Raw genomic sequence first — 19,010 nt, forward strand, 5'->3', positions numbered from 1 at the left:
TGCAGGCTGCCAATCGCAAGCGGTACTGTCAGGAACTGATGCAGGTCATCCGCAAAGTGATCGCCGAAAGGCCGCTTCGCCGATTTCCTGGCGGAAACGGCAGAGGAATGGGCGAGGGGCGACCTCGAACCGCTGTAGGCTAATTCGCTCCCGCGTTGCTGACCGCCGAGACCGCAGACGCCGGATTTGGCGCAACCATCATCTTGAGCTTTTTGCGCACAGGCTCGTCGACGTAAATGGCGACGATGCCTGCCACAATGAAAATCGCTATTACGACGACCATACCAACTGCCGGAGAGGCCGGAAGGTCAAAGCCCTTTTGCCGCAGTGAATGCAGCAGACTGAAGATGGGCGCATGTAGGATATAAATCGGATAGGAAAGCCTTCCCAACCAACAGAATGCCAGCTCGACCATTCCGGTCTGTCTCGTGCGCATCGCAAGCCAGACAATGGCCGGAAAGACCACCAAACATATCAAGAAGTCAAAATAGGGGAAACCGAAGAACGTGCTGGCCGATATGCCCGTGATGAAGATCAGGCATCCACACAGAAGAAGGCCGATAATATTCCCGTTGTTGGCCGTATTCGGTTTCTGGATGTCATATTGCCTGTAGAGGCAGATCCCGAACGAGAACGAGAACAGCACTCTTGAAAAGCCAAATATGAAGTAGGTCGGCTGGTAACCGATATCGAGGTTGCCTTCGACCAATGCCCCGTAAAAGGTTATGCCCGCAGCCCCCAGGGCGATGGTGAGCAAGCTTCTGAGTGACAGTCGTACCAGAAGTACGGAGAACAGCGCCCCGGCCCAGAGTTCGAAGAAGAGCGACCAGCTGGGCCCGTTGAAAGGAAAGAGACTTTCCAGATTTGTGCTTGGGATGAACAGGATCGCCTTCAGCAGAAGTTCTGCCAGCGTGGAGCAGTCCAAGCCGTTTTGAAGCGCATAGCTGAAAAGGCCAATCGGAAGCGTAAGAAGATAAAGCGGATAAAGCCGAATGACACGCTGCAGCAGAAATCCGGCAGGCGAAATCTGTCCCGTTGCCAGCCGCTTCTCATATGAATTTGCCAGGACGACGCCGCTCAGCAGAAAGAACAGGTCGACGGCTAGGTAACTGACACTTGCGGGAAGCGGGCCAAGCGCACCTTCCGTATGCCGGAAGATGACCATAACAGCCGCAATTCCTCGCAAGGCCTCAAGAGCTGTGAAAAACTGCCTGCTAGTGTTCAACCTAACAATCCCCCATCAGCAGTTTCTTACTCTGGGAGGATTTCGAAATTATTAGCGCGACGAGTCCGCGCCGCGGCGCGTCAGATACCCTTGCTGTCCGCATCCGGCACGATCTGCACGCCGTTGATCCTGTAGCTGCCGTCCGGCTGGCGCATGATCTGGTAGATCGCCGTCCAGTCCTTGCCGTCGCGGCCTGAGATCAGCACCTCGTGATAGATCAGCGCGCCGTCGTCGATCGAGCGGCTGCGCCCGAAGGCGTAGTTGCCGGGATGATAGACCGGCTCGTAGCTCTTCTTCACCATGGCGAAGAACAGGTTCTTGTCGGGATACATCGCCTTGATGCCGGGGGCGGCGAAGGAATAGGCGGTCTCGGCATCGTCCTTGAGGAAGGCCTTGATCTGTTCCTCGATCATCGTCCGCGTCGTTTCGATCGGATCTTCGGCGCGGGCCGATACGGGGGAGAGGGCGGATGCGGCACACAGGATGAGAACTGCGAAGAAGGCGCGCATGGATTGATCTCCGGCTCCGTCAGGGAAACGATCCCCCGACGGGCAGAAGTGTAGGCGATTTCTGGCGCAAGAAAAGCGGACTTTACGACCAGCGCCGGAAGAGGGCGCTGGCATTCACCCCGCCGAAGCCGAAACCGTTGGTTATCGCGTAGTCCATCGCCAGCGGCCGCGCTGTCTTGCCGACGATATCGATGCCGTCGGCGGCCGGATCCGCATGTTCCAGGTTGCGGGTCGGCGGCGCGATCTGGTCGCGCAGCGCAAGGATGGTGAAGATCGCTTCCAGCCCGCCGGCGGCGCCAAGCAGGTGGCCGGTCGCCGATTTCGTCGCGCTGACGGCAATGCCGCCATTGCGGCCGAACACCGTGCCGATCGCAGCGATCTCGCCCCTGTCACCGACCGGTGTCGAGGTCGCATGTGCGTTCAGATGCCTGACCTCCGAAGCCGGGATCTTCGCCTGCTTGAGTGCTGCCTCCATCGCCCGGCGGGCGCCGTTGCCGTCTTCGGGGCCTGAGGTCATGTGGTAGGCGTCCGCCGCCGTGCCGTAGCCGACGAGTTCAGCGAGCGGCGTCGCGCCGCGGGCAAGCGCATGCTCCAGTGTTTCGATGACCAGGATGCCGGCGCCTTCGCCCATGACGAAACCGTCGCGCGCCGTATCGAAGGGGCGTGACGCCAGCTTCGGCGTCTCGTTGAAACCGGTGGAAAGCGCACGCGCAGCGGCAAAGCCACCGAGGCTCACCTTGTCGATGCAGGCCTCGGCACCGCCGCAGATCGCCACATCCGCTTCGCCGGAGCGGATCAGCCGCGCCGCATCGCCGATCGCCTGGACGCTGGCCGCACACGCCGTCACCGGAGCGCCGAGCGGCCCCTTGAAGCCGTAGCGGATGCTGACCTGGCCGGCGGCAAGGTTGACGAGGAAGGACGGCACCGTAAAGGGCGACAGCCGCCGCACGCCGCGCGTTTCGCCGATCCGCACCGCTTCGGCGATCGCCGGAAAGCCGCCGACCCCCGACGCGATGATCGTTGCCGTGCGTTCACGCTCGCCTTCGTCGGTCGGCATCCAGCCGGCCTGCTTTACCGCTTCTTCCGTCGCCGCCATGGCGAAGTGGATGAAGCGGTCCATCTTCTTCTGGTCCTTCGGCGTGATGTAACGGTCCGGATCGAAGCCAGCCTCTGCATCCTCAGCGATGTCGGGAACGATACCACCTACCTTGGCCGAGAGGTCGCCGACGATATCCTCCGCCAGCACCCTCAGCCCGGAACCGCCGTCGAGAAGGCGCTTCCAGGCGGGCTCGACGCCGGTCCCGAGTGGCGAGACAAGTCCCATGCCGGTGACAACGATGCGATCCATTGTATTTTCCTCCGACAGCGCCACGCGTCTTTCAGACGCGCAAAGGACGCTGTAACTTTTTGAATTAATGCATCATTTCATCCGCAAATCGCTTCCGATTTTGAGGATGAAATGATGCATCAGGCGTCGATGCCGAGATACCAGGCGCGCATGCGGGCGATCCGCTCGTGCACTTCATCATCGGCGGCGGGGCCTGCAAGCAGGCTGGTGTTTTCGGGTGTCATTTGTTCGCCGGTCCGCGCATCGACCAGCATCGTCTCGCGCTCTCTGCCGGAAGCGGCATCGCTCAAGAGAAAGGCCAGGTCCTCTGCGGGGATGTGCCGGCTTCCCCAGGAAAACAGCGTCATCAGAACAGGAAAGAAATCACGGCCCTTGTCCGTCAGCAGATATTCGTAGCGGGCAGGGCGCTGATGGTAGAGCCGCCGTTCGAACACCCCCTTTTCCGTCAGATGTTTGAGCCGCCGCGTCAGGATGTTCGGCGCCACGCCGAGGCTTTTCTGGAATTCGTCGAAGCGCGAAAGCCCCTGGAAGGCGTCACGCAGGATCAGCATGCTCCACCAATCGCCGACGCTGTCGAGCGCGCGCGCCGCCGGGCATTTGAAATCGCTGAAGCTTGTTCGCTGCATGGCTGCTGTCATTATAGCAGTGACTATCATCATGCAAGTTACTATCTGGCGTCGCCCCCGAAAATGCGGGCGAGCAGAATGCCGGTGACGAGCATGCCGACCGCCACGAAGATCGTATCGCCCGGCGTGCCGATATAGAGCGGCCCGACATTGGCAAAGAGCAGGAAGGCGACGAGGAAATTCGCCCAGCCCCAGACGACATTGGCCGTCGGCGAGCCAAGCTTTGCCCCTTGCACGAATGGGATGCGGAACGGCCTGCCACTGACGCCGTTGACGAAATGTGGGACGCCGTTGGTCAGAAATGCCGCGGCGATGAGATGGGCGATATAGGCGATCCAGGGCAAAAGCTTCTCCTGAGCTGCACGAGTGGCGTCAACGGAGAATGTGGCCGGGATTTCGGCTCCGGCAAGAGGAGGAGGCGCGACTGCCCGTGACGCTGTAGGCCCGCCGCCTGAAAGGCGATGGGCCGACCGGGTCAGACAAGCAGGATGTCTTTGAAGTGAAGTGCTGCGGAATTATCGAGATCCGCGACGTGGATGGCCGTGCCTGCTGCGCTTCCATCTGCGTCAAAGGATAGAATGCCGCTCGCCTGATCGTAGATCAGCTTGTCATCAGCCTCCAGCGCTTTCGTTCCCAGCACGAAATTCTCATCCGAAAATCCGGATAGGCTGAGCGCGGCGAAAATCGAATGATCGAGCATCAGCTTGTCGCCCGCCGCGGAAGAAAAATCCCGGATCTTGTCGACGCTGACATTGTCGGGCTTCACATCGAAGACGAAGGTATCGCCTCCTCCGCCACCGGTGAGCGTGTCTGCACCGGCTTTCCCGAACAGCTTGTCATTGCCGAGGCCGCCGGTCAGCTGGTCGGCGCCTTTGCCGCCATTGATCGTGTTGCTTCCATCGTTGCCGGTCAAAACGTTGGCCGTGTTGTTGCCTGTCGCGCTGAGATTGGCGGTGCCGGTCAAGGCGAGATTTTCGATCGTTCCGGCTGTGTGCTTCTGGTCGGCCAGGTTGAACGAGGTCGAAGCCTTGACGGTGTCCTTGCCGGCCCCGCCTGTCTCATCGGCAAAATCGCCGGCATTGTCGACCACATAGGTATCGTTGCCGGCGCGCCCCGACATATGGTCCGCGCCGGTGCTTCCGTCGAGAATATTGTTGCCGGAATTACCGACGAGAGTGTTTGCCAGGCCATTTCCCGTGCCGTTCAGATTGGCCGTGCCGGTCAGCGTCAGGTTCTCGACGTTTCCGATCGTGTGCGTCGTATCCTTGAGGCTGAAGCTGATCGACGACATGACGGTATCCGTCCCGCCACCCCGGCTTTCGTCGACGATTTGCGCGGGGTTGCTCACGGTGAATATGTCGTTGCCGGTGCCGCCATAGATATGGTTGGTTGCCGGCGGCGTGCTGGCACTGCCGCCTCCGATGTCGATGATGAGGGGATGGTCGACGACGTCAAGCGTCAGGGACGAGACGTTGCTGAGGCTTTTGATCGCCGTCGTTCCGGTCAGAGGGTCGAAGACCTTCACGGAGCCGAAGGATGCGCCGAGATTGACCTTGACGCCTGTCGTCGCGGCCTGGATGGCCGTGTCGGTGGACTGGTTCCAGATATCGGGCTCGTTCCAGATGATGATCTGGTAGCTTCCGTCCGATTTCTCCGTCAGCAGGCTGCGGGCCGAGGACGGCATGCCGTCGATCGAATAATTGAGGGTCCCCGCGCTGAAACTTGCCTTCTGAGCGCCGTCGTCCGCAAGGATTTCCGTTAGATTATGGATCGCCGTCGCAGCCGGCTTGGCCGAGTAGTCGAGATGAAAAAGGCCGAAATGCTTTTCCTGATTGGTGCCCTGAGGATCGGAATAGGCGTCCAGCAGCTCGTAGATGAATGTATTTTTCGATCCGAGTGCGGCGCCGTCCATCAGCGTGTTGAGAAGGAGCTTTGCCTGCGTCGCTTCACTGACGCCCTCCCAGCCGCCATTGGTGTCGGCAGTCAGCGAGGTGTGGTAACCGGTCTCGGTGATTGCCAGGGGCTTGCCCGGATCGGCAGCGCGCTGAACGCCGGCTTCTCGGGAAAGCCACGAGTACGGCTGGTCGCCATCCTTCGCATAGGTATGGATCGTCGTGTAGTCCGAGGCGGAAGCGACGGTATATCCGGTAAAGCCGAGCACCGGGATATTTTTCAACAAGGGATCGGCGTTGACGGCGGCTGAGAGGTCCTTCTGATAGGCGACCGCTGCTGCCTGCCCGCTCAGGCCGTGATAGCTGACCGGCCAGTTGTTGACTTCGTTCGGGCCTTCGATGCCGACGACCGACCCGGGATGGGCCTGCACGAAATCATGCAGCCGCTGGGCGACGGTGGCGGGGTCGACTTCCCGCTGGGCGCTGAAGACGAATTGCACGCCGGCCTTTGCCGCATCGCCGAGATGCGTTTGGCCGTTGGGATCGGAAGCGGAGTTGGGGGCGTGATCGCGAACCGTATCAAGGCCAAGATAATCGAGAGCCTTAACAACTTCTCCGACATTGGAATATTTTCCGTCGGTGTAGTCGATATGCGTATCAATTCCAAAGGAACGAACAATATCGTTTATTCTAACGGCTTGAGCCATAAGCTTTTCTCCCGGTTTACGAGGGAAGTGGCAATGGGAATTAATCCCCATTTGTTGGCGCCAATTCGATTTAATACACGAGGAGGGTCGTGCGGCGATGACTCGTTATCCATGATATATTGTTGCGAATGTGGCTCAATTCGGATTGTATTTATTATGTAATCTGCGCTTGCATTTTTTCGTTCGGCCGGCTGATCATGCGCGAGTGGGACGGCCCATAGGCAGAGTCTGGCGAAATCCGACATGGTTTTGGAGGATGCGATGACCGTCAATGTTCAATTCCGGTTTCGCAGCGGCTTGCCATTATTGGCGTTCGACAATGTCCGTCTCCGCGGAAGTTGGGACGAGCAAGGTCACCCCTCGAATGATTGGACGTCTGTTCCTATGCAGCGCTCTCGTGACGAGGATGGCTATGATGTCTTTGTCATCAGGGTTCCCTTTCCCGATGACGAGATCGGCACGCATTTTCGATGGGGGATCGAACCGGGTCGACCCGGCGCTTCAAGCCTGTGGGCGATCGCCGGCGAATTAGACGACGAGGCCTCGTCGCGTCGCGAACGCTCGTTCGATCTCCAGCAGGGGATAGGGCCGCAGACCTATTATCTGACATGGATCGGCCGCCTGGGAGCGAACCGGGTTGAAAAGCGCGACGCAGCCGATGGCATCCGCTTTTCGGTCTGGGCGCCGAACGCCCGGGATGTCTTGCTGGTCCTGGCCGATCCGGCCATCGGCTATATCGCCGATGACGGCACCGGAGCGGTAGCAACCATCAAAATGCGAAGAACCGTCGACGGATTCTGGATCGCCGAAACCGGCGACGATGATGGCCTTTTAGATTTCGACAGCATGGTCGGCACGCCGTACATGTACCGCGTTACCAAGGATGATGGATCGCTCGTCTACCGCACCGATATCTGGTCCCTCATGCAGATTGGCGCCGGAGACTTTGATCCCGATGGAGCAACCTATCACGGATCACCGGCGGCATTGGACGGACCGCAAAGCTGTTCGGTCGTCTGCGACCCGAAGCGGGTGGTGCTCCCGTCCGGGCAGGAGCTTGCCGCCGAGGCGTTCTGGGCTGACGAATTCGCCGGAGGTCGAAAGCTTCCGGATCGGCTCGAGGATCTGGTGATCTATGAACTGCACGTCGGCGCCCTCGGTTTCGGCAAGGCCGCGCCCGGCTCGCTTGATGATGCCATCGCCTTCGTCGAGCATCTCTCGGCGCTCGGCGTCAACGCCGTGGAATTGCTGCCGATCGCGGAATTCGAGACCCGGGCCAACTGGGGCTACGGCACCTCGCATTTCTTTGCCGCCGACCAGGGGGCCGGCGGCACCGACCGGCTGAAGATGTTCGTCAAGGTCTGCCACCAGCGCGGCATCGCCGTCATCCTCGATGTCTGTTACAACCATTTCGATCCGGATGGCGAGCGGGCGCAATGGTCCTATGATTCCAACGATCACACCCGCAATATCTACTATTGGTATGAGGGAAATCCCGGCGACTACGCCGATCCCAGAGGCGGCTACATCGACAATATCTCCACGGGGTGGGCGCCTCGCTTTGATGAGGAAGCCGTCCGCCAGCTTTTCATTTCGAGCGCGGCATTTCTCGTCTCCGTCTGCCACATCGATGGTTTCCGGCTGGATCAGACGAGTTCGATCCATCAATATCCGGTCCTCCATGCCGACGGCCGGCGCGCCGATCGGGCTGCCGCCTTCGGCGCCAAGTTTCTCAAGCAGTGGACCCGCACGATGCGGCTGATCAAGCCACAGCTTTTCCTGACGGCTGAAGACTATTCGGATTGGTCGGCGATGACGGAACCAAGCCTGACCGGCGACGGACTCGGCTTCGATGCCACCTGGTACGGCGATTTTCATCACAACCTCGTCGAATATCACGGCGGCGCACAGGCGCAGCTATTGAAGAATGCCGGTTTCGGAGACAAGCGGGCTTTGACCATGTCGTCTTTTGCCGGCGCATTGCAGACGAGCGCGCGATCCAAGGTGGTCTACAACCAGTCGCATGACGATTGCGGTAATCGTGAAGGATCGGCACGAACCGCGGTTATTGCGGTCAATTTCGCGCCTATTGTCGGCGAGACCCGGGCATGGGCGGAGGCGAGATCGAGGTTCGCGGCGGCGATGACGCTGCTGTCGCCGGGGACGCCGATGTTTTTCATGGGCGAGGAGATCGGCGCCCAGAAGCCCTATCGCTACAATGATTTCCTCGAGAACCGGGAGAATATTCTCGGCGAAGCGGAAGGTAGCGGCGCAGGGATGGTCAGCTGTTATCGCGATCTGATCGCGCTCAGCATCCATCAGGACGCCATTCGCTCGCGCAATATCGCCATTCCCCTGGTTCACGACGAAAATCGCGTGATTGCCTTTCATCGATGGGATGACGGCGAGGATTTCCTTGTCGTGGGGTCGCTGAACGACGCTCCCTTCGAACACGGCTACCGGCTGCACAGCGAACGTCTGGGGGATGATCTCTGGGAGGAGATCTTCAATACCGATGCTCACAAATATGGCGGCTGGAACGTCGGCAACGGCGGCGGAAGAATTCGAGCCACAGCAGGAGTGCTCGATGCCGTGCTGCCGGCATCAGGCGTTCTGGTCTTTCGCAGGCTGTGACGCGCCACGACCGGAACGGTCAGACGAAGCCGAACGGTAGATTTTCGACCTTCCTGTCTTTGCCGTAGTCGCGCTCATGCGGTGAGCGGCGGCGGCCGTCGCCGCGAGCGGACAGATCGATCCGGTTTTCGGCGAAGATCCCGTCGGGCCAGGTGCCGGTGTCATGGCAATCGGCATCGAGCTTGGGGGCAAGAATTTTCAGGATCATCAGGGTTCCTCCACGGCGCACCATCAACACTCGAAAAGGCCGTCTGGTTCCGTTTATAAACCCGGAATTATTAATAAATTAACCATAAAACTTAAGGGCAAGGGTATCGCCGCATCGATCCCGTCATTCTCGCAAGGGTGACGCTAGTGGACGATTGATGACGAGGACATCGATGCCAGCATCCCTTCGGTCGCGCGGATCAGCCGCGCTGCGCGCGCCATCACCTCGGCTCCGGCCTCCGTCTCGGCAATCGCGGTTGCCATACTGTCCAGCCCGTCCGCCACCTGGATCAGCTTGGGGAGCATGTCGGCTCGTCCGACCGCTTCGGTCGATCTGGCGAGCTTACGCAGCGCCTCCGAATAGCTCGATATCAAAGCGAGTTTCTGGTCTGCGGGAATATTGGAGAACGAGCGTTTCTCGGAAGGCGACAGCGGCAATTTCGGCATGGATGCGACCTGTTGAACTGCGTGTGAACTCGAATAGCCGCTTTTTGTTCCGAGCTGGCCCATTGTCCCGAGGGCCGATCGCTAGCTTTGAAATGGAACTCCGGAGCTTGCTTGCCGTTGAGAGGCATGAACACAGGAGGTTTCCATGCAGTTGATCGATACGCGAGTGACACAGGCCGGCGACATTTTCACCGTAGAATTTTTAGGCGAAGGAGGAGAATCGATTTCGGTCAAAATTGATAACTCTCACGGCGAACTCGACGACAAGACGGCGGTCGATCACGCCAAGGTCATGATGGTTCAGCTGACCTCTTTTGCCGACCGTGAAGCAGATGGCAGCATCAACCGGTACGATGCCTTGAGCAACGGCAATTTCGACGAAGGCAGCAAGGGTTTGATCGGCCAGCCGAGTGCGCGTTCGGCCGGCGACAGGCAAACGCTGGAGGAGGAGCTCAACGAGGGCCTCGAGGACAGCTTTCCTGCAAGCGACCCGGTCTCGGCAACGGTGTCGTCCATTCCCGCCAACGCGCCACGGCATTGATTTCGCCGCGATCTCAATTCCAAATGCAGGCGAAGGCTGCCCCGGTTCCCGCGGGCAGCCTTCTTCTTACGTGACAGATTGATGTCAAAACTGAGAAACAGCTGAAAACATCAGGTGTGTGATTGACATGGGAGCCTTCTAGAGAGGGCACGAGAAGGGGCGCGGGTGACGCGCTGCCGACGTCTCGGAGACGCGCCCATGAAAATCATTCAGATCACCGACACCCACTTCAGCCCAGACAAGCCGCATTTCAACGGCAACTGGGCGCCGCTTCTGACCTGGATCGAAGAGACCGGCGCAGACCTGATCGTCCATACCGGCGATCTCACCGTCGACGGCGCCGACAAAGACGCAGACATCACCTTTTCGATGGATCTGATGCGCCAGCTGTCGATCCCGATGCTGATCGTCCCCGGTAATCACGATGTCGGCCACCTCAAGGGATCGGACCAGCCCGTCAATGCCGAGCGGCTCTCCCGCTGGCGCAGCCTTGCCGGCGACGACCGCTGGCTGGAGGATGCGGCCGGCTGGCGCTTCATCGGGTTGAACTCATTGCTTCTCGGTCATGAGGATGACGAGGAGGAGGCTCAGTTCGATGACAATGATCTGACACCCAGAGCATGATGCCGAAAAGTGTGAGCGTTTTCGGACGACATCATGCTTAACTCTTTAATTGAGAACAGGATTCAGATTTTAGGCCGACCGGGCCTAAAATCATCCTGTTCTAGGCAGAGTTATCGACTTCTTATTTATTCATACACATGGAAGTTGCTGGGGAATGCAACCTGTGGAATAGTCAGGTTGACGCCATCTACCCACTTCATTCTCATCACCTGGACAAGAATGTCTCACAAAAAAATGGAATGCTCCACGGCGTGGCGGATTTTAGCGGCGGCCTCCCTTGTCGCAAACTTCGCGTTGCCAGCCTATGCGGACACCCCGTCCGTGCCCTGGCCGCAAACGCAAAGCGACATCCAAGCCGAGTCCGACGTGCATTTTGGCACGCTCGCCAACGGTATGCGGTTTGCGATCATGCGCAATGTCACGCCGCCCGGACAGGCAGCTATCCGCTTTCGCATTGGCTCCGGTTCGCTCGACGAAAACGACGACCAGCAGGGCCTGGCGCATGTTCTCGAGCACATGGCCTTCAAGGGTTCGACACATGTCGCCGAAGGGGAGATGGTCCGTATCTTGCAGCGCAAGGGCTTGGCCTTTGGACCGGACACCAACGCCCATACCTCTTATGACGAGACCGTCTATGCGCTCGATCTGCCCGAGGTCGATGCAGACACAATTTCGACGGGTCTGATGCTGATGCGCGACACCGCGAGCGAGCTGACCCTCGATGCCAGCGCCTTTGATCGCGAACGCGGCGTCATCCTGTCGGAGGAGCGGTTGCGCGACACGCCGCAGTATCGCGCATCACTCGGAATCATGAATTCGCTGCTCGCCGGCCAGCGCGCGACCATGCGCGCACCGATCGGTAAAGCCGACATCATCAGCAATGCGCCCGTAGACCTCGTCCGTGATTTTTACCTGGCCAATTACCGACCCGACCGGGCAACCCTGATAGTGGTGGGCGATATCGACCCCGCCGCCATGGAAGTCGAAATCCGGCAGCGCTTCGGCGACTGGAAGGCCGTGGGTCCGGCGCCGACAAAACCGGATCTTGGCGCGCTTGTGACGAAACGCGAAAGCGCCGAGGTCATCGTCGTTCCCGGCGGCATGACCAGTATACAGATCGCCTGGACGCGTCCCTATGACGCCGCGCCTGACACCTTCGCCAAGCGCCGCGCTGGGCTTATTGAGGATCTCGGTTTCCTGGTGCTCAAACGTCGGGTGAGCGCCATCGCCAGCAAGGCGGATGCCCCTTTCATCAGTGCGGACGTCGGCTCCCAGGATCTCCTCGATTCCGCCCATGTCGTCCTGATCGCGGCGAATTCGGAGCCGGACAAATGGCAGGCGGCGCTCACTGCCATTGACCAGGAACAGCGCCGGATCCAGGAGTTCGGCGTTGCGCAGGCGGAGATCGATCGCGAAATCCGCGAATATCGCTCGGCCCTGCAAGCTGCTGCGGCCGGAGCCGCGACGCGGATGACCACCGACATTGCTTCCATGCTGGCTCGCAGCGTCGATGACGATCAAGTCTTCACCTCACCCGCCGAAGACCTCTCGATGTTCGAGACGATGACGAACGGCGTCACGGCGGATGAGGTCAATCAGGCCCTGGAGCGTGCTTTCTCCGGCAACGGTCCGCAGGTCGTGCTGCAGGCGGACCAATCACCTGAGGGCGGAGCCGACACGGTTCGGCAGGTCTATGACGCTTCAAAGGCCATTGCCGTCTCGGCACCATCCGGTGCAACTGACGTGGCCTGGCCCTACACCCATTTCGGCGAACCGGGCGCTGTCGTCAAACGTCGTGCGGTTGAAGATCTCGGCTTGACCATGTTGCGCTTTTCCAACGGCGTACGGCTTACCGTCAAGCCAACCAAGCTGCGTGCCAATGAAGTGCTGGTGCGCGAAGATATCGGCCGCGGTCGGTTGGACCTGCCGCACGACCGTTCCGCCGCGATCTGGGCATCTCCGGCCGTCGTGCTGTCTGGCGTAAAGGCTATGGATTACCAGGATATACAGAAAGCGCTGACGGCCAACATTGTCGGCGTCGACTTCTCGGTCGGCGACAGTTCCTTCAGGTTCGACGGTCGTACACGGACTGAAGATCTTGCGACGCAGTTGCAGCTGATGAGCGCATACACCTCCGATCCCGCCTATCGCCCCGAGGCGTTCAAGCGTGTGCAGCAGGCCTATTTGAGCGGCCTCGATCAGTATGACGCGTCGCCCGGCGGCGTTTTCAGCCGCGACTTCGCAGGTCTCGTGCATTCCGGCGACCCGCGCTGGACCTTCCCCGACCGCGCGCAGTTGTCCGCCGCCAAGCCAGACGAATTCGCGGCGCTGTTCCGGCCTATGGTTTCCAATGGCCCGATCGACATCACCATCGTCGGCGACGTAACCGTGGACGACGCAATCCGCCTGACGGCTGAAACCTTTGGCGCTTTGCCGCCGCGCCCGGAGACGGCCTTGAGCAACGATCGGGACGACGTGCGCTTTCCGGCGACGACCGAGAAGCCCGTTTTGCAGACCCATAACGGCAGGGCGGATAACGCCGCCGCCGCGGTAGGAGCTTCCATCGGCGATTTGCTCTCCGATCTGCCCCGGTCCTTCACCGCCAATATTGCCACCCAGATTATCCAAAACAGGCTGATCGACCAGTTTCGCATTGCAGAAGGCTCAAGCTATGCCGTGCAGGGCGACGTTGACCTGTCAAGGGAAATCCCGGGCTACGGCTACGCATATTTCTACGTCGAGACCGACCCGGCAAAGGTTGCGCGCTTCTATGCACTTGTCGACGAGACCGCCAATGATCTGCGGTCGCATGACGTCTCCGAAGACGAGCTCGCGCGCGCCCGGGAACCCATCATCGAGACATTGAAGCATCAGCAGCAGAGCAACGAATATTGGATCGCATACCTGCACCACGCCCAAGAGGATTCTCGTCGTTTAGACCGGATACGCGATAGTCTCAGCGGCTACGGCAAGGTCACTGCCGGGGATATCCGCGCGTTTGCCACGGCCTATTTCAGCCCTGAAAAATTCTGGAAATTCGAGGTGCTGCCGGCGGCGGTACGATAGGTCGTGAGCTCCGCTCACGAACGGCGTTTGACCACGCGCATGTTCATTTCCGAGCGAAGAGCGAAGCGCTGGGTTTCGTAGAGGGAAATGGCCGAGGTATTCGCCGCATAGGCATGTAGATAGGCCGTGTCGCCGGTGGACGCGATTTCGCCGGCGACGAAACGGAAGAGCAGGGTGCCGAGGCCGCGCCCCTGGAAATCGGGATGGGTGCAAAGTCCGCTAAGCTCGGTAAAGCCAGTCTGCCGCATCCGCTGCCCGGCCATCGCCACCAGGCGGCCCTCGCTTCTGATCCCCCAGAAGCTGCCGAGGCTCTGGGCTCGCAGGGTGAACGGCCCGGGTTTGGTCAGTGTCGCCAGCGCCAGCATGTCGGCGGCATCGGTCTCCGTCAGGGGCTCGATGCGGGGATCTGAAATCCTCTCATGGGGCCGCTCGGCCACCATCTGGACCACCGATGCCTCTGTGACGATAGCCAGGCTCGGTGGAATGGCGATCGGCCCGGCTTCGACGAGGATCATGCTCTCCTCCGGCGCCGGCAGTTCCTCCAGGGCGTCGAGGCTTTCCGGCGCATCGTCGGCGGACGCCGCGAAGGGGACGATTGACGGCGGGTATCGCCGTGCCTTCTCATTGCCTTCGGCAAGGTCGGCATGCGCGGTCTCCAGTGCGCTCCAGATCGGCCGGTCGAGAATATGTTTCATCATCCTTCCTCCTTAACAGGGCTGCGGCGCGCAAGCGGCGCCACCGCAAGCCCGTCCTCGATGGCGGCCAGCTGTTCGAGGATCGGCCCGTCGAGATCGCCGCAGAGATCGGCAACGGCGGCGGCGATGCGCGGCCAGATCACCTTCTTCGAATGATCGACGAACTCCTGTCCCTTGTCGGTCAGCGAGACCAGCCTGCGACGCTGATCGTCCGGCGCCGGCTGCATGTCGACGTAACCGAGTTCGAGAAGCTGGCCGGTGGTCCGCGTTGCGCCGGGCTGGGTGATGCCCACCGCCTGCGCAAGCTCTCCGATCGTCAGCGGTCCGGCCCGGTCGATCGCTGCAAGGAACGGATACTGGCCCGCCTGGATGCTGAGACCGGCCTCGTCGATGACCTGCTGCGTATCGGCCTGCAGCCTTTCTCCGATGCGCCGCAGCCGGCTGCCCATGCAGAGAAACCCCAGCGTCCGGACCACATCCTCGACCATGCCGACTCTCCATTTGCATTGGATGTTATATAACATGTTATGAATTAAATTGCAATTCTTCGAAGGTGGTCGGCAGATGAGACCAGGGGAAGGGTAGCACGAGCAAGTGCCTCTATCAGCCCCGCCATTTCCTGGTCATCAGAAACACCGCCAGCACGCAGCTGAGCAGGCCAAGTGACAATGGCAGACCCTGATGTCCGATCAGTTGCATCGCCAGTCCTGTCGCGGGCGAGCCGACGATGCCGCCGATGCCCCATACCAAGGCGAAGGCCGCGTTACCGGCGATCAGGGCCTGACCGGTGAAACGCTCGCCGAGCTGGATCAGCGACAGGGTGTAGATCCCGAACGAGACCCCGCCCCAGACGAACACCAGCGGCCAGATAAGCCACGTGGTGAAGACCGACGGCAGCAGCAGGCAGCCGGCCAGGCAAGCCAGGACGCAGAATAACATCATCCGCATCGAGCCAAACCGTTCGGCGACCCGCCCGAGCAAAATCTGCAGCGCGGCATTGCCTGCGATGAAACAGGTGATGAGCGACGCGATGCGTCCCTCGGCGCTGCCGAGTGCGGAGCCATAGACCGCGAACAGGGAAAGCAGAATCTGCTCGAAGGCGGCGGCCGTGAAAACCGCAAACAGCAGCAGCGGCGCCAATACGAAGAAGCCTCCGACCGAGGTTGCCTCGCCTTCGTTAGGCATCTCGGGCAGGCGAGCGGCGACGGCAAGCACGATCAGGCCGCAAAGAAGAAAGGCCGTAATGCCGATCATGAAGGGCGGCCATCCCTCGGTGCCAGTGAGGCCGAGGGAGAGCGGGCCGATGGCGAAGCCACCCGAAACGATCGATGAATAGAGGCCCATGATCCGGCCCCGGCGCGGCGCCGGCGTGATCGAAATCAACCAGGTTTCGCTGATCACGTAAAGCGGATTGGCGAAGAAGCCGAGCAGGAAGCGCAGCGGCATCCAGGCCCAGATGTCCTGCATCCAGGCAATCGTAATCAGGGTGAGGGCAGTCAGGATCGAACAAAGGATCGCCAGCCGCGCCCCGCCCAGGCACTGCGACAGCGCCGGAATGAAGGGCGCGGATAGGATAAAACCCAACGGCGTCATCGCCGCCGACAGGCCGATCAGGCCAAATGTCGTTCCCTGCCGCTCCAGGATGAAGCTGAGCAGCGGATAGGTCAGCCCCTGTGCCACGGCGAATACCGTGACGGTCGCGATGATACCCGCCATCGCGGCCCATGGGATCCGATCAGTGCGCGCTGATGTGATGCTTTCGGCAGTCATGCAGATGTCCTCGTCAGACCGTATGGTTTGAAGGGCCGAGAAAGCCACAACGTCAAAGAGGATGAATTCTGCAGGAGGCCGGGAATGCCGTACTTAAGTTTTCCCAAAAAGTTCTCAAAAACGTCCAAAGGGACTATAGATGCGCCCCATGCAGGGATCGCGTTTTGCCTTTGGACCATTCGTGCTTGATCCGGCCGCGGGAACGCTTCTTCGGAACGATGATCCCGTTGCCGTTGGCCACCGCGGGGTAATGCTGCTTGCCGCACTCGTCGGGCGGCCCGGCGAAATCCTTGGTAAGGCCGAGTTAATGGATGCGGCGTGGCCGGGCAGGGCGGTCGAGGAAGGCAACCTCACCGTTCAGATCGCGCAACTGCGCAAGCTGCTCGGTCCGACCGGTGACGGCGGCGAATGGATCTCCACGGTGCCGCGCGTCGGCTACCGCTTCATAGGCGCCATCAATCAACTTGGCGGCGTGAAGCGAAAACCTTTGCCGCTGCCTGACAAACCATCGATCGCGGTGCTGCCCTTCGTGAATATCAGCAACGATCCCGAACAGGAATCCTTCACGGATGGGCTGACCGAAGACCTGATCACCGACCTGTCCAGGATACCGGGCCTGTTCGTCATCGCCCGCAACTCGGCCTTCGCCTATAAGGGAAAGGCGAGGGACGTAGGCGAGATCGCCGAGGAGCTCGGCGTGCGCTACCTTCTGGAGGGAAGCGCAAGACGCGTAGCAGGGCACGTGCGCGTCAACGCTCAACTGGTCGATGCGGCAAGTGGCGATCATCTATGGGCGGAACGCTTCGATCGCAGCCTCGAAGATATCTTTGCCGTTCAGGACGAGGTGACTGGCAAGATCGTCGAAGCGCTGCTCGGGCGGCTGCGGGCACCGCCATCGCGCAATCGGCCCAATAATCTCGAGGCTTACGATCTCTGCGTGCGGGCGCGCAGGCTGATGGATGATACGCCGCAGACGGCGCGGGAAGCGCATCTGATGCTGACGCGCGCGATTTCCCTCGATCCCAACTATGCCGAGGCCTATCGCTGGCTTGCCATGAACCACTGGATGGGAGAGGTGCATTCCGGCGGACCAACGCAACCCACCCGTAGCCTAGCTTTGGAGCTGGTGCGCAAGGCCGTCGCGATCGATCCTAATGATGCCGGCTGCCGCTGGATCCTGGCTTACCTGCTTGCCTATGAGCGCAGCTTTGCCGAGGCGGATGCGGAATTCGCCAAGGCGATCGAACTCGACGCGAACGAGGCCGACACCTTTGCGGCACTATCCGACATTGCGGTCTTGGCCGGGCGGGTCGGGGAAGGTCTTGAGCATATTGCCAAGGCCTTCCGGCTGAACCCGTTTCCGGCAAGCTGGTACTATCTGGCGCTCGGCCAGGCGCAATATGCCGCCGGCCAATACGAAGCCGCCGTCGAGACGCTGCGCAGGGACGAGACCTATCGGACAAGCTCACGCCGTTTTCTGGCGGCAAGTCTTGCCCAACTGGGCCGGCTCGATGAGGCTCGCGCCGAGGCCGAACTGTTCCTCGTCGCCAACCCGCATTTTTCAACCCGCCACTGGGCCGCGACGGAACCCTTCCGCGACGCTCGGACGCTTGCGCATTTCGTTGACGGCTACCGCAAGGCGGGGCTTCCGGGGTGACGCCGGCGTGCCTCGAAGACGGCTCGATCTAGACGGTGCCGGGCCGCGCAGTTGATTGGCTCGCGGAAGACAAAAAGTCCTCTTCGGCGGTGGGCAGTTTTCCGTTTGGGGTCAGGTCGTCGACAGCCTTGGGAAGATCGCGCTTCAGTCGCCCAAGAATCTCCTGATGCGAAAGGCCGGTATTGGCAGCGATCTCGTTGAGAACGTCCGGACCTAGTGCTTCCGCGAGCTGGCCGTCATCGATGTCGGCATTCGGACCGGGCTGTATCCACGACTCCACCTTGTCACCCTGACCATTCTGCTGAAACGTCTTCAGCAGGTCGCCGAGACCACCGCTGACGATACCGCCTGATGTCAGCCCACCGAGAAGGCCGCCGAGACCGCCCGAACCGCCCAGTCCGCCAAGAAGGCCCCCAAGCCCGCCGGGCTGCTGGTTTCCTGCGCCCGCCTGCTGAGGGTTCTGGATGCCCCGCAGGAGCTCCCCGATCTTGCCTCTGTTTTGGTAGCCGGCAACGGCAAGGACGGCGAGAAGCGCCTTCAATTGACCGCTCATCATGATGAATCCTCCTATGGTGCTCCTGCAGCGCGGCGCGCCGCAAGGACGCAATGTCCTGAGTGCTCAAAGGTTCCGCGCCGGTTTGGAAACAAGGCCGCGCCGTCCGCATTCGTTTGCGGCCTCGAAGGCCCGGCCGTCCACCTCGTTGCTCACGCAGCGGTCATATTTCCGGGCAACCTCGCCTGTTTGCAAAGGTCATTCGTTCCGGTCCACGGCGCGTCATCCCTTGCACTACGATAGTGCGGGAAGACATGCGTACGATCTGTGCCCTGCGAAACCCTTCGCTGCGTGCGATGTCGAGAGCGTCATCAGGATCGCAGCCCCGTGGTCCGCGCCGGTCATATCGGTCGTATCGATCAGGGTCGCGATCACGTTCGTAAACGCCGAGGCCACCGGGGCCGACACGCAACTCCAAATCTTGCGCCGCCGCGATCGTCGGCGAGATCGTCAACCCGGTTAAGGCCGCCGAGCCGATGAGTATGAACTGAAGTGATTTCCGCATGAGT

17 protein-coding genes and 1 pseudogene are annotated in these 19,010 nt (G+C 60.6%); 5 read left to right on the forward strand and 13 right to left on the reverse strand.

Going from position 1 to position 19,010, the window contains the following annotated elements; translation table 11 throughout:
- Positions 1 to 139: 139 nt before the first annotated feature.
- The 6 genes from AB8B31_RS09935 to AB8B31_RS09960 all read right to left on the reverse strand — a co-directional run bounded on the left by AB8B31_RS09935 (position 140) and on the right by AB8B31_RS09960 (position 6,307).
- Positions 140 to 1,225: an acyltransferase family protein gene (locus AB8B31_RS09935; RefSeq protein ID WP_131703152.1), complete on the reverse strand. Its 1,086-nt coding sequence runs from the start codon at positions 1,223 to 1,225 to the stop codon at positions 140 to 142.
- An 80-nt stretch (positions 1,226 to 1,305) separates the two neighbouring features.
- Positions 1,306 to 1,734 (reverse strand): DUF4864 domain-containing protein, encoded by a 429-nt coding sequence (locus tag AB8B31_RS09940; RefSeq protein ID WP_130652388.1) that lies wholly within the window; start codon positions 1,732 to 1,734, stop codon positions 1,306 to 1,308.
- A gap of 82 nt (positions 1,735 to 1,816) precedes the next feature.
- Entirely contained in the window at positions 1,817 to 3,082 is a 1,266-nt protein-coding gene (gene fabF, locus AB8B31_RS09945) for a beta-ketoacyl-ACP synthase II (RefSeq protein WP_018445344.1), read from the reverse strand.
- A gap of 119 nt (positions 3,083 to 3,201) precedes the next feature.
- Positions 3,202 to 3,708, reverse strand: a complete 507-nt coding sequence (locus tag AB8B31_RS09950; protein WP_018445343.1) for a winged helix-turn-helix transcriptional regulator — start codon at positions 3,706 to 3,708, stop codon at positions 3,202 to 3,204.
- 41 nt (positions 3,709 to 3,749) lie between these two features.
- Entirely contained in the window at positions 3,750 to 4,052 is a 303-nt protein-coding gene (locus AB8B31_RS09955; protein WP_130652391.1) for a hypothetical protein, read from the reverse strand.
- A 131-nt stretch (positions 4,053 to 4,183) separates the two neighbouring features.
- A complete protein-coding gene (locus AB8B31_RS09960; RefSeq protein ID WP_131703153.1) occupies positions 4,184 to 6,307 on the reverse strand; it encodes a calcium-binding protein in 2,124 nt (707 codons plus the stop codon).
- 261 nt (positions 6,308 to 6,568) lie between these two features.
- Here AB8B31_RS09960 and AB8B31_RS09965 point away from each other — a divergent pair, with 261 nt between their 5' ends.
- Entirely contained in the window at positions 6,569 to 8,941 is a 2,373-nt protein-coding gene (locus tag AB8B31_RS09965) for an alpha-amylase family glycosyl hydrolase (RefSeq protein WP_166480272.1), read from the forward strand.
- A 19-nt stretch (positions 8,942 to 8,960) separates the two neighbouring features.
- Here AB8B31_RS09965 and AB8B31_RS09970 read toward each other — a convergent pair whose 3' ends face one another.
- The gene (locus tag AB8B31_RS09970) at positions 8,961 to 9,149 is read right to left on the reverse strand and encodes a hypothetical protein (protein ID WP_018242026.1); all 189 of its coding nucleotides are present in this window, start codon (positions 9,147 to 9,149) and stop codon (positions 8,961 to 8,963) included.
- Positions 9,150 to 9,292: 143 nt separating this feature from the next.
- Complete coding sequence (locus tag AB8B31_RS09975) at positions 9,293 to 9,595, reverse strand: hypothetical protein (protein ID WP_026230523.1); 303 nt, start codon at positions 9,593 to 9,595, stop codon at positions 9,293 to 9,295.
- 145 nt (positions 9,596 to 9,740) lie between these two features.
- On the opposite strand from AB8B31_RS09975, the gene AB8B31_RS09980 reads away from it, so the two are divergent.
- The 3 genes and pseudogenes from AB8B31_RS09980 (at position 9,741) to AB8B31_RS09990 (ending at position 13,826) form a co-directional block, all read left to right on the forward strand.
- Positions 9,741 to 10,136, forward strand: coding sequence for a hypothetical protein (locus AB8B31_RS09980; protein ID WP_018242028.1), 396 nt, complete (start codon positions 9,741 to 9,743; stop codon positions 10,134 to 10,136).
- Positions 10,137 to 10,334: 198 nt separating this feature from the next.
- Positions 10,335 to 10,733: pseudogene (locus AB8B31_RS09985) on the forward strand (metallophosphoesterase family protein); the annotation flags it as partial.
- A gap of 246 nt (positions 10,734 to 10,979) precedes the next feature.
- A complete protein-coding gene (locus AB8B31_RS09990; RefSeq protein WP_131703162.1) occupies positions 10,980 to 13,826 on the forward strand; it encodes a M16 family metallopeptidase in 2,847 nt (948 codons plus the stop codon).
- A gap of 14 nt (positions 13,827 to 13,840) precedes the next feature.
- On the opposite strand, the gene AB8B31_RS09995 is transcribed toward AB8B31_RS09990, so the two are convergent.
- The 3 genes from AB8B31_RS09995 to AB8B31_RS10005 form a co-directional block, all read right to left on the reverse strand.
- On the reverse strand, positions 13,841 to 14,521 hold the full coding sequence (locus tag AB8B31_RS09995; protein WP_113544163.1) for a GNAT family N-acetyltransferase: 681 nt from the start codon (positions 14,519 to 14,521) through the stop codon (positions 13,841 to 13,843).
- A complete protein-coding gene (locus AB8B31_RS10000) occupies positions 14,521 to 15,009 on the reverse strand; it encodes a MarR family winged helix-turn-helix transcriptional regulator (RefSeq protein ID WP_131703155.1) in 489 nt (162 codons plus the stop codon). The genes AB8B31_RS09995 and AB8B31_RS10000 overlap by 1 nt, the downstream gene beginning before the upstream one ends.
- Before the next feature lie 115 nt (positions 15,010 to 15,124).
- The gene (locus tag AB8B31_RS10005) at positions 15,125 to 16,291 is read right to left on the reverse strand and encodes an MFS transporter (protein WP_131703156.1); all 1,167 of its coding nucleotides are present in this window, start codon (positions 16,289 to 16,291) and stop codon (positions 15,125 to 15,127) included.
- A gap of 148 nt (positions 16,292 to 16,439) precedes the next feature.
- Here AB8B31_RS10005 and AB8B31_RS10010 point away from each other — a divergent pair, with 148 nt between their 5' ends.
- Complete coding sequence (locus AB8B31_RS10010; protein WP_131703163.1) at positions 16,440 to 17,948, forward strand: winged helix-turn-helix domain-containing tetratricopeptide repeat protein; 1,509 nt, start codon at positions 16,440 to 16,442, stop codon at positions 17,946 to 17,948.
- A gap of 28 nt (positions 17,949 to 17,976) precedes the next feature.
- Here the strand turns inward: AB8B31_RS10010 and AB8B31_RS10015 are convergent, their stop codons facing one another.
- Both AB8B31_RS10015 and AB8B31_RS10020 read right to left on the reverse strand, forming a co-directional pair.
- Positions 17,977 to 18,504: a YidB family protein gene (locus AB8B31_RS10015; protein WP_131703157.1), complete on the reverse strand. Its 528-nt coding sequence runs from the start codon at positions 18,502 to 18,504 to the stop codon at positions 17,977 to 17,979.
- Positions 18,505 to 18,664: 160 nt separating this feature from the next.
- A complete protein-coding gene (locus tag AB8B31_RS10020) occupies positions 18,665 to 19,006 on the reverse strand; it encodes a hypothetical protein (RefSeq protein ID WP_026230521.1) in 342 nt (113 codons plus the stop codon).
- Between the last annotated feature and the right edge of the window lie 4 nt (positions 19,007 to 19,010).

Origin of the sequence: Rhizobium sp. 62_C5_N11_2 (genome assembly GCF_051811185.1) — a bacterium.
Classification (GTDB): Bacteria; Pseudomonadota; Alphaproteobacteria; order Rhizobiales; family Rhizobiaceae; genus Rhizobium; species Rhizobium leguminosarum.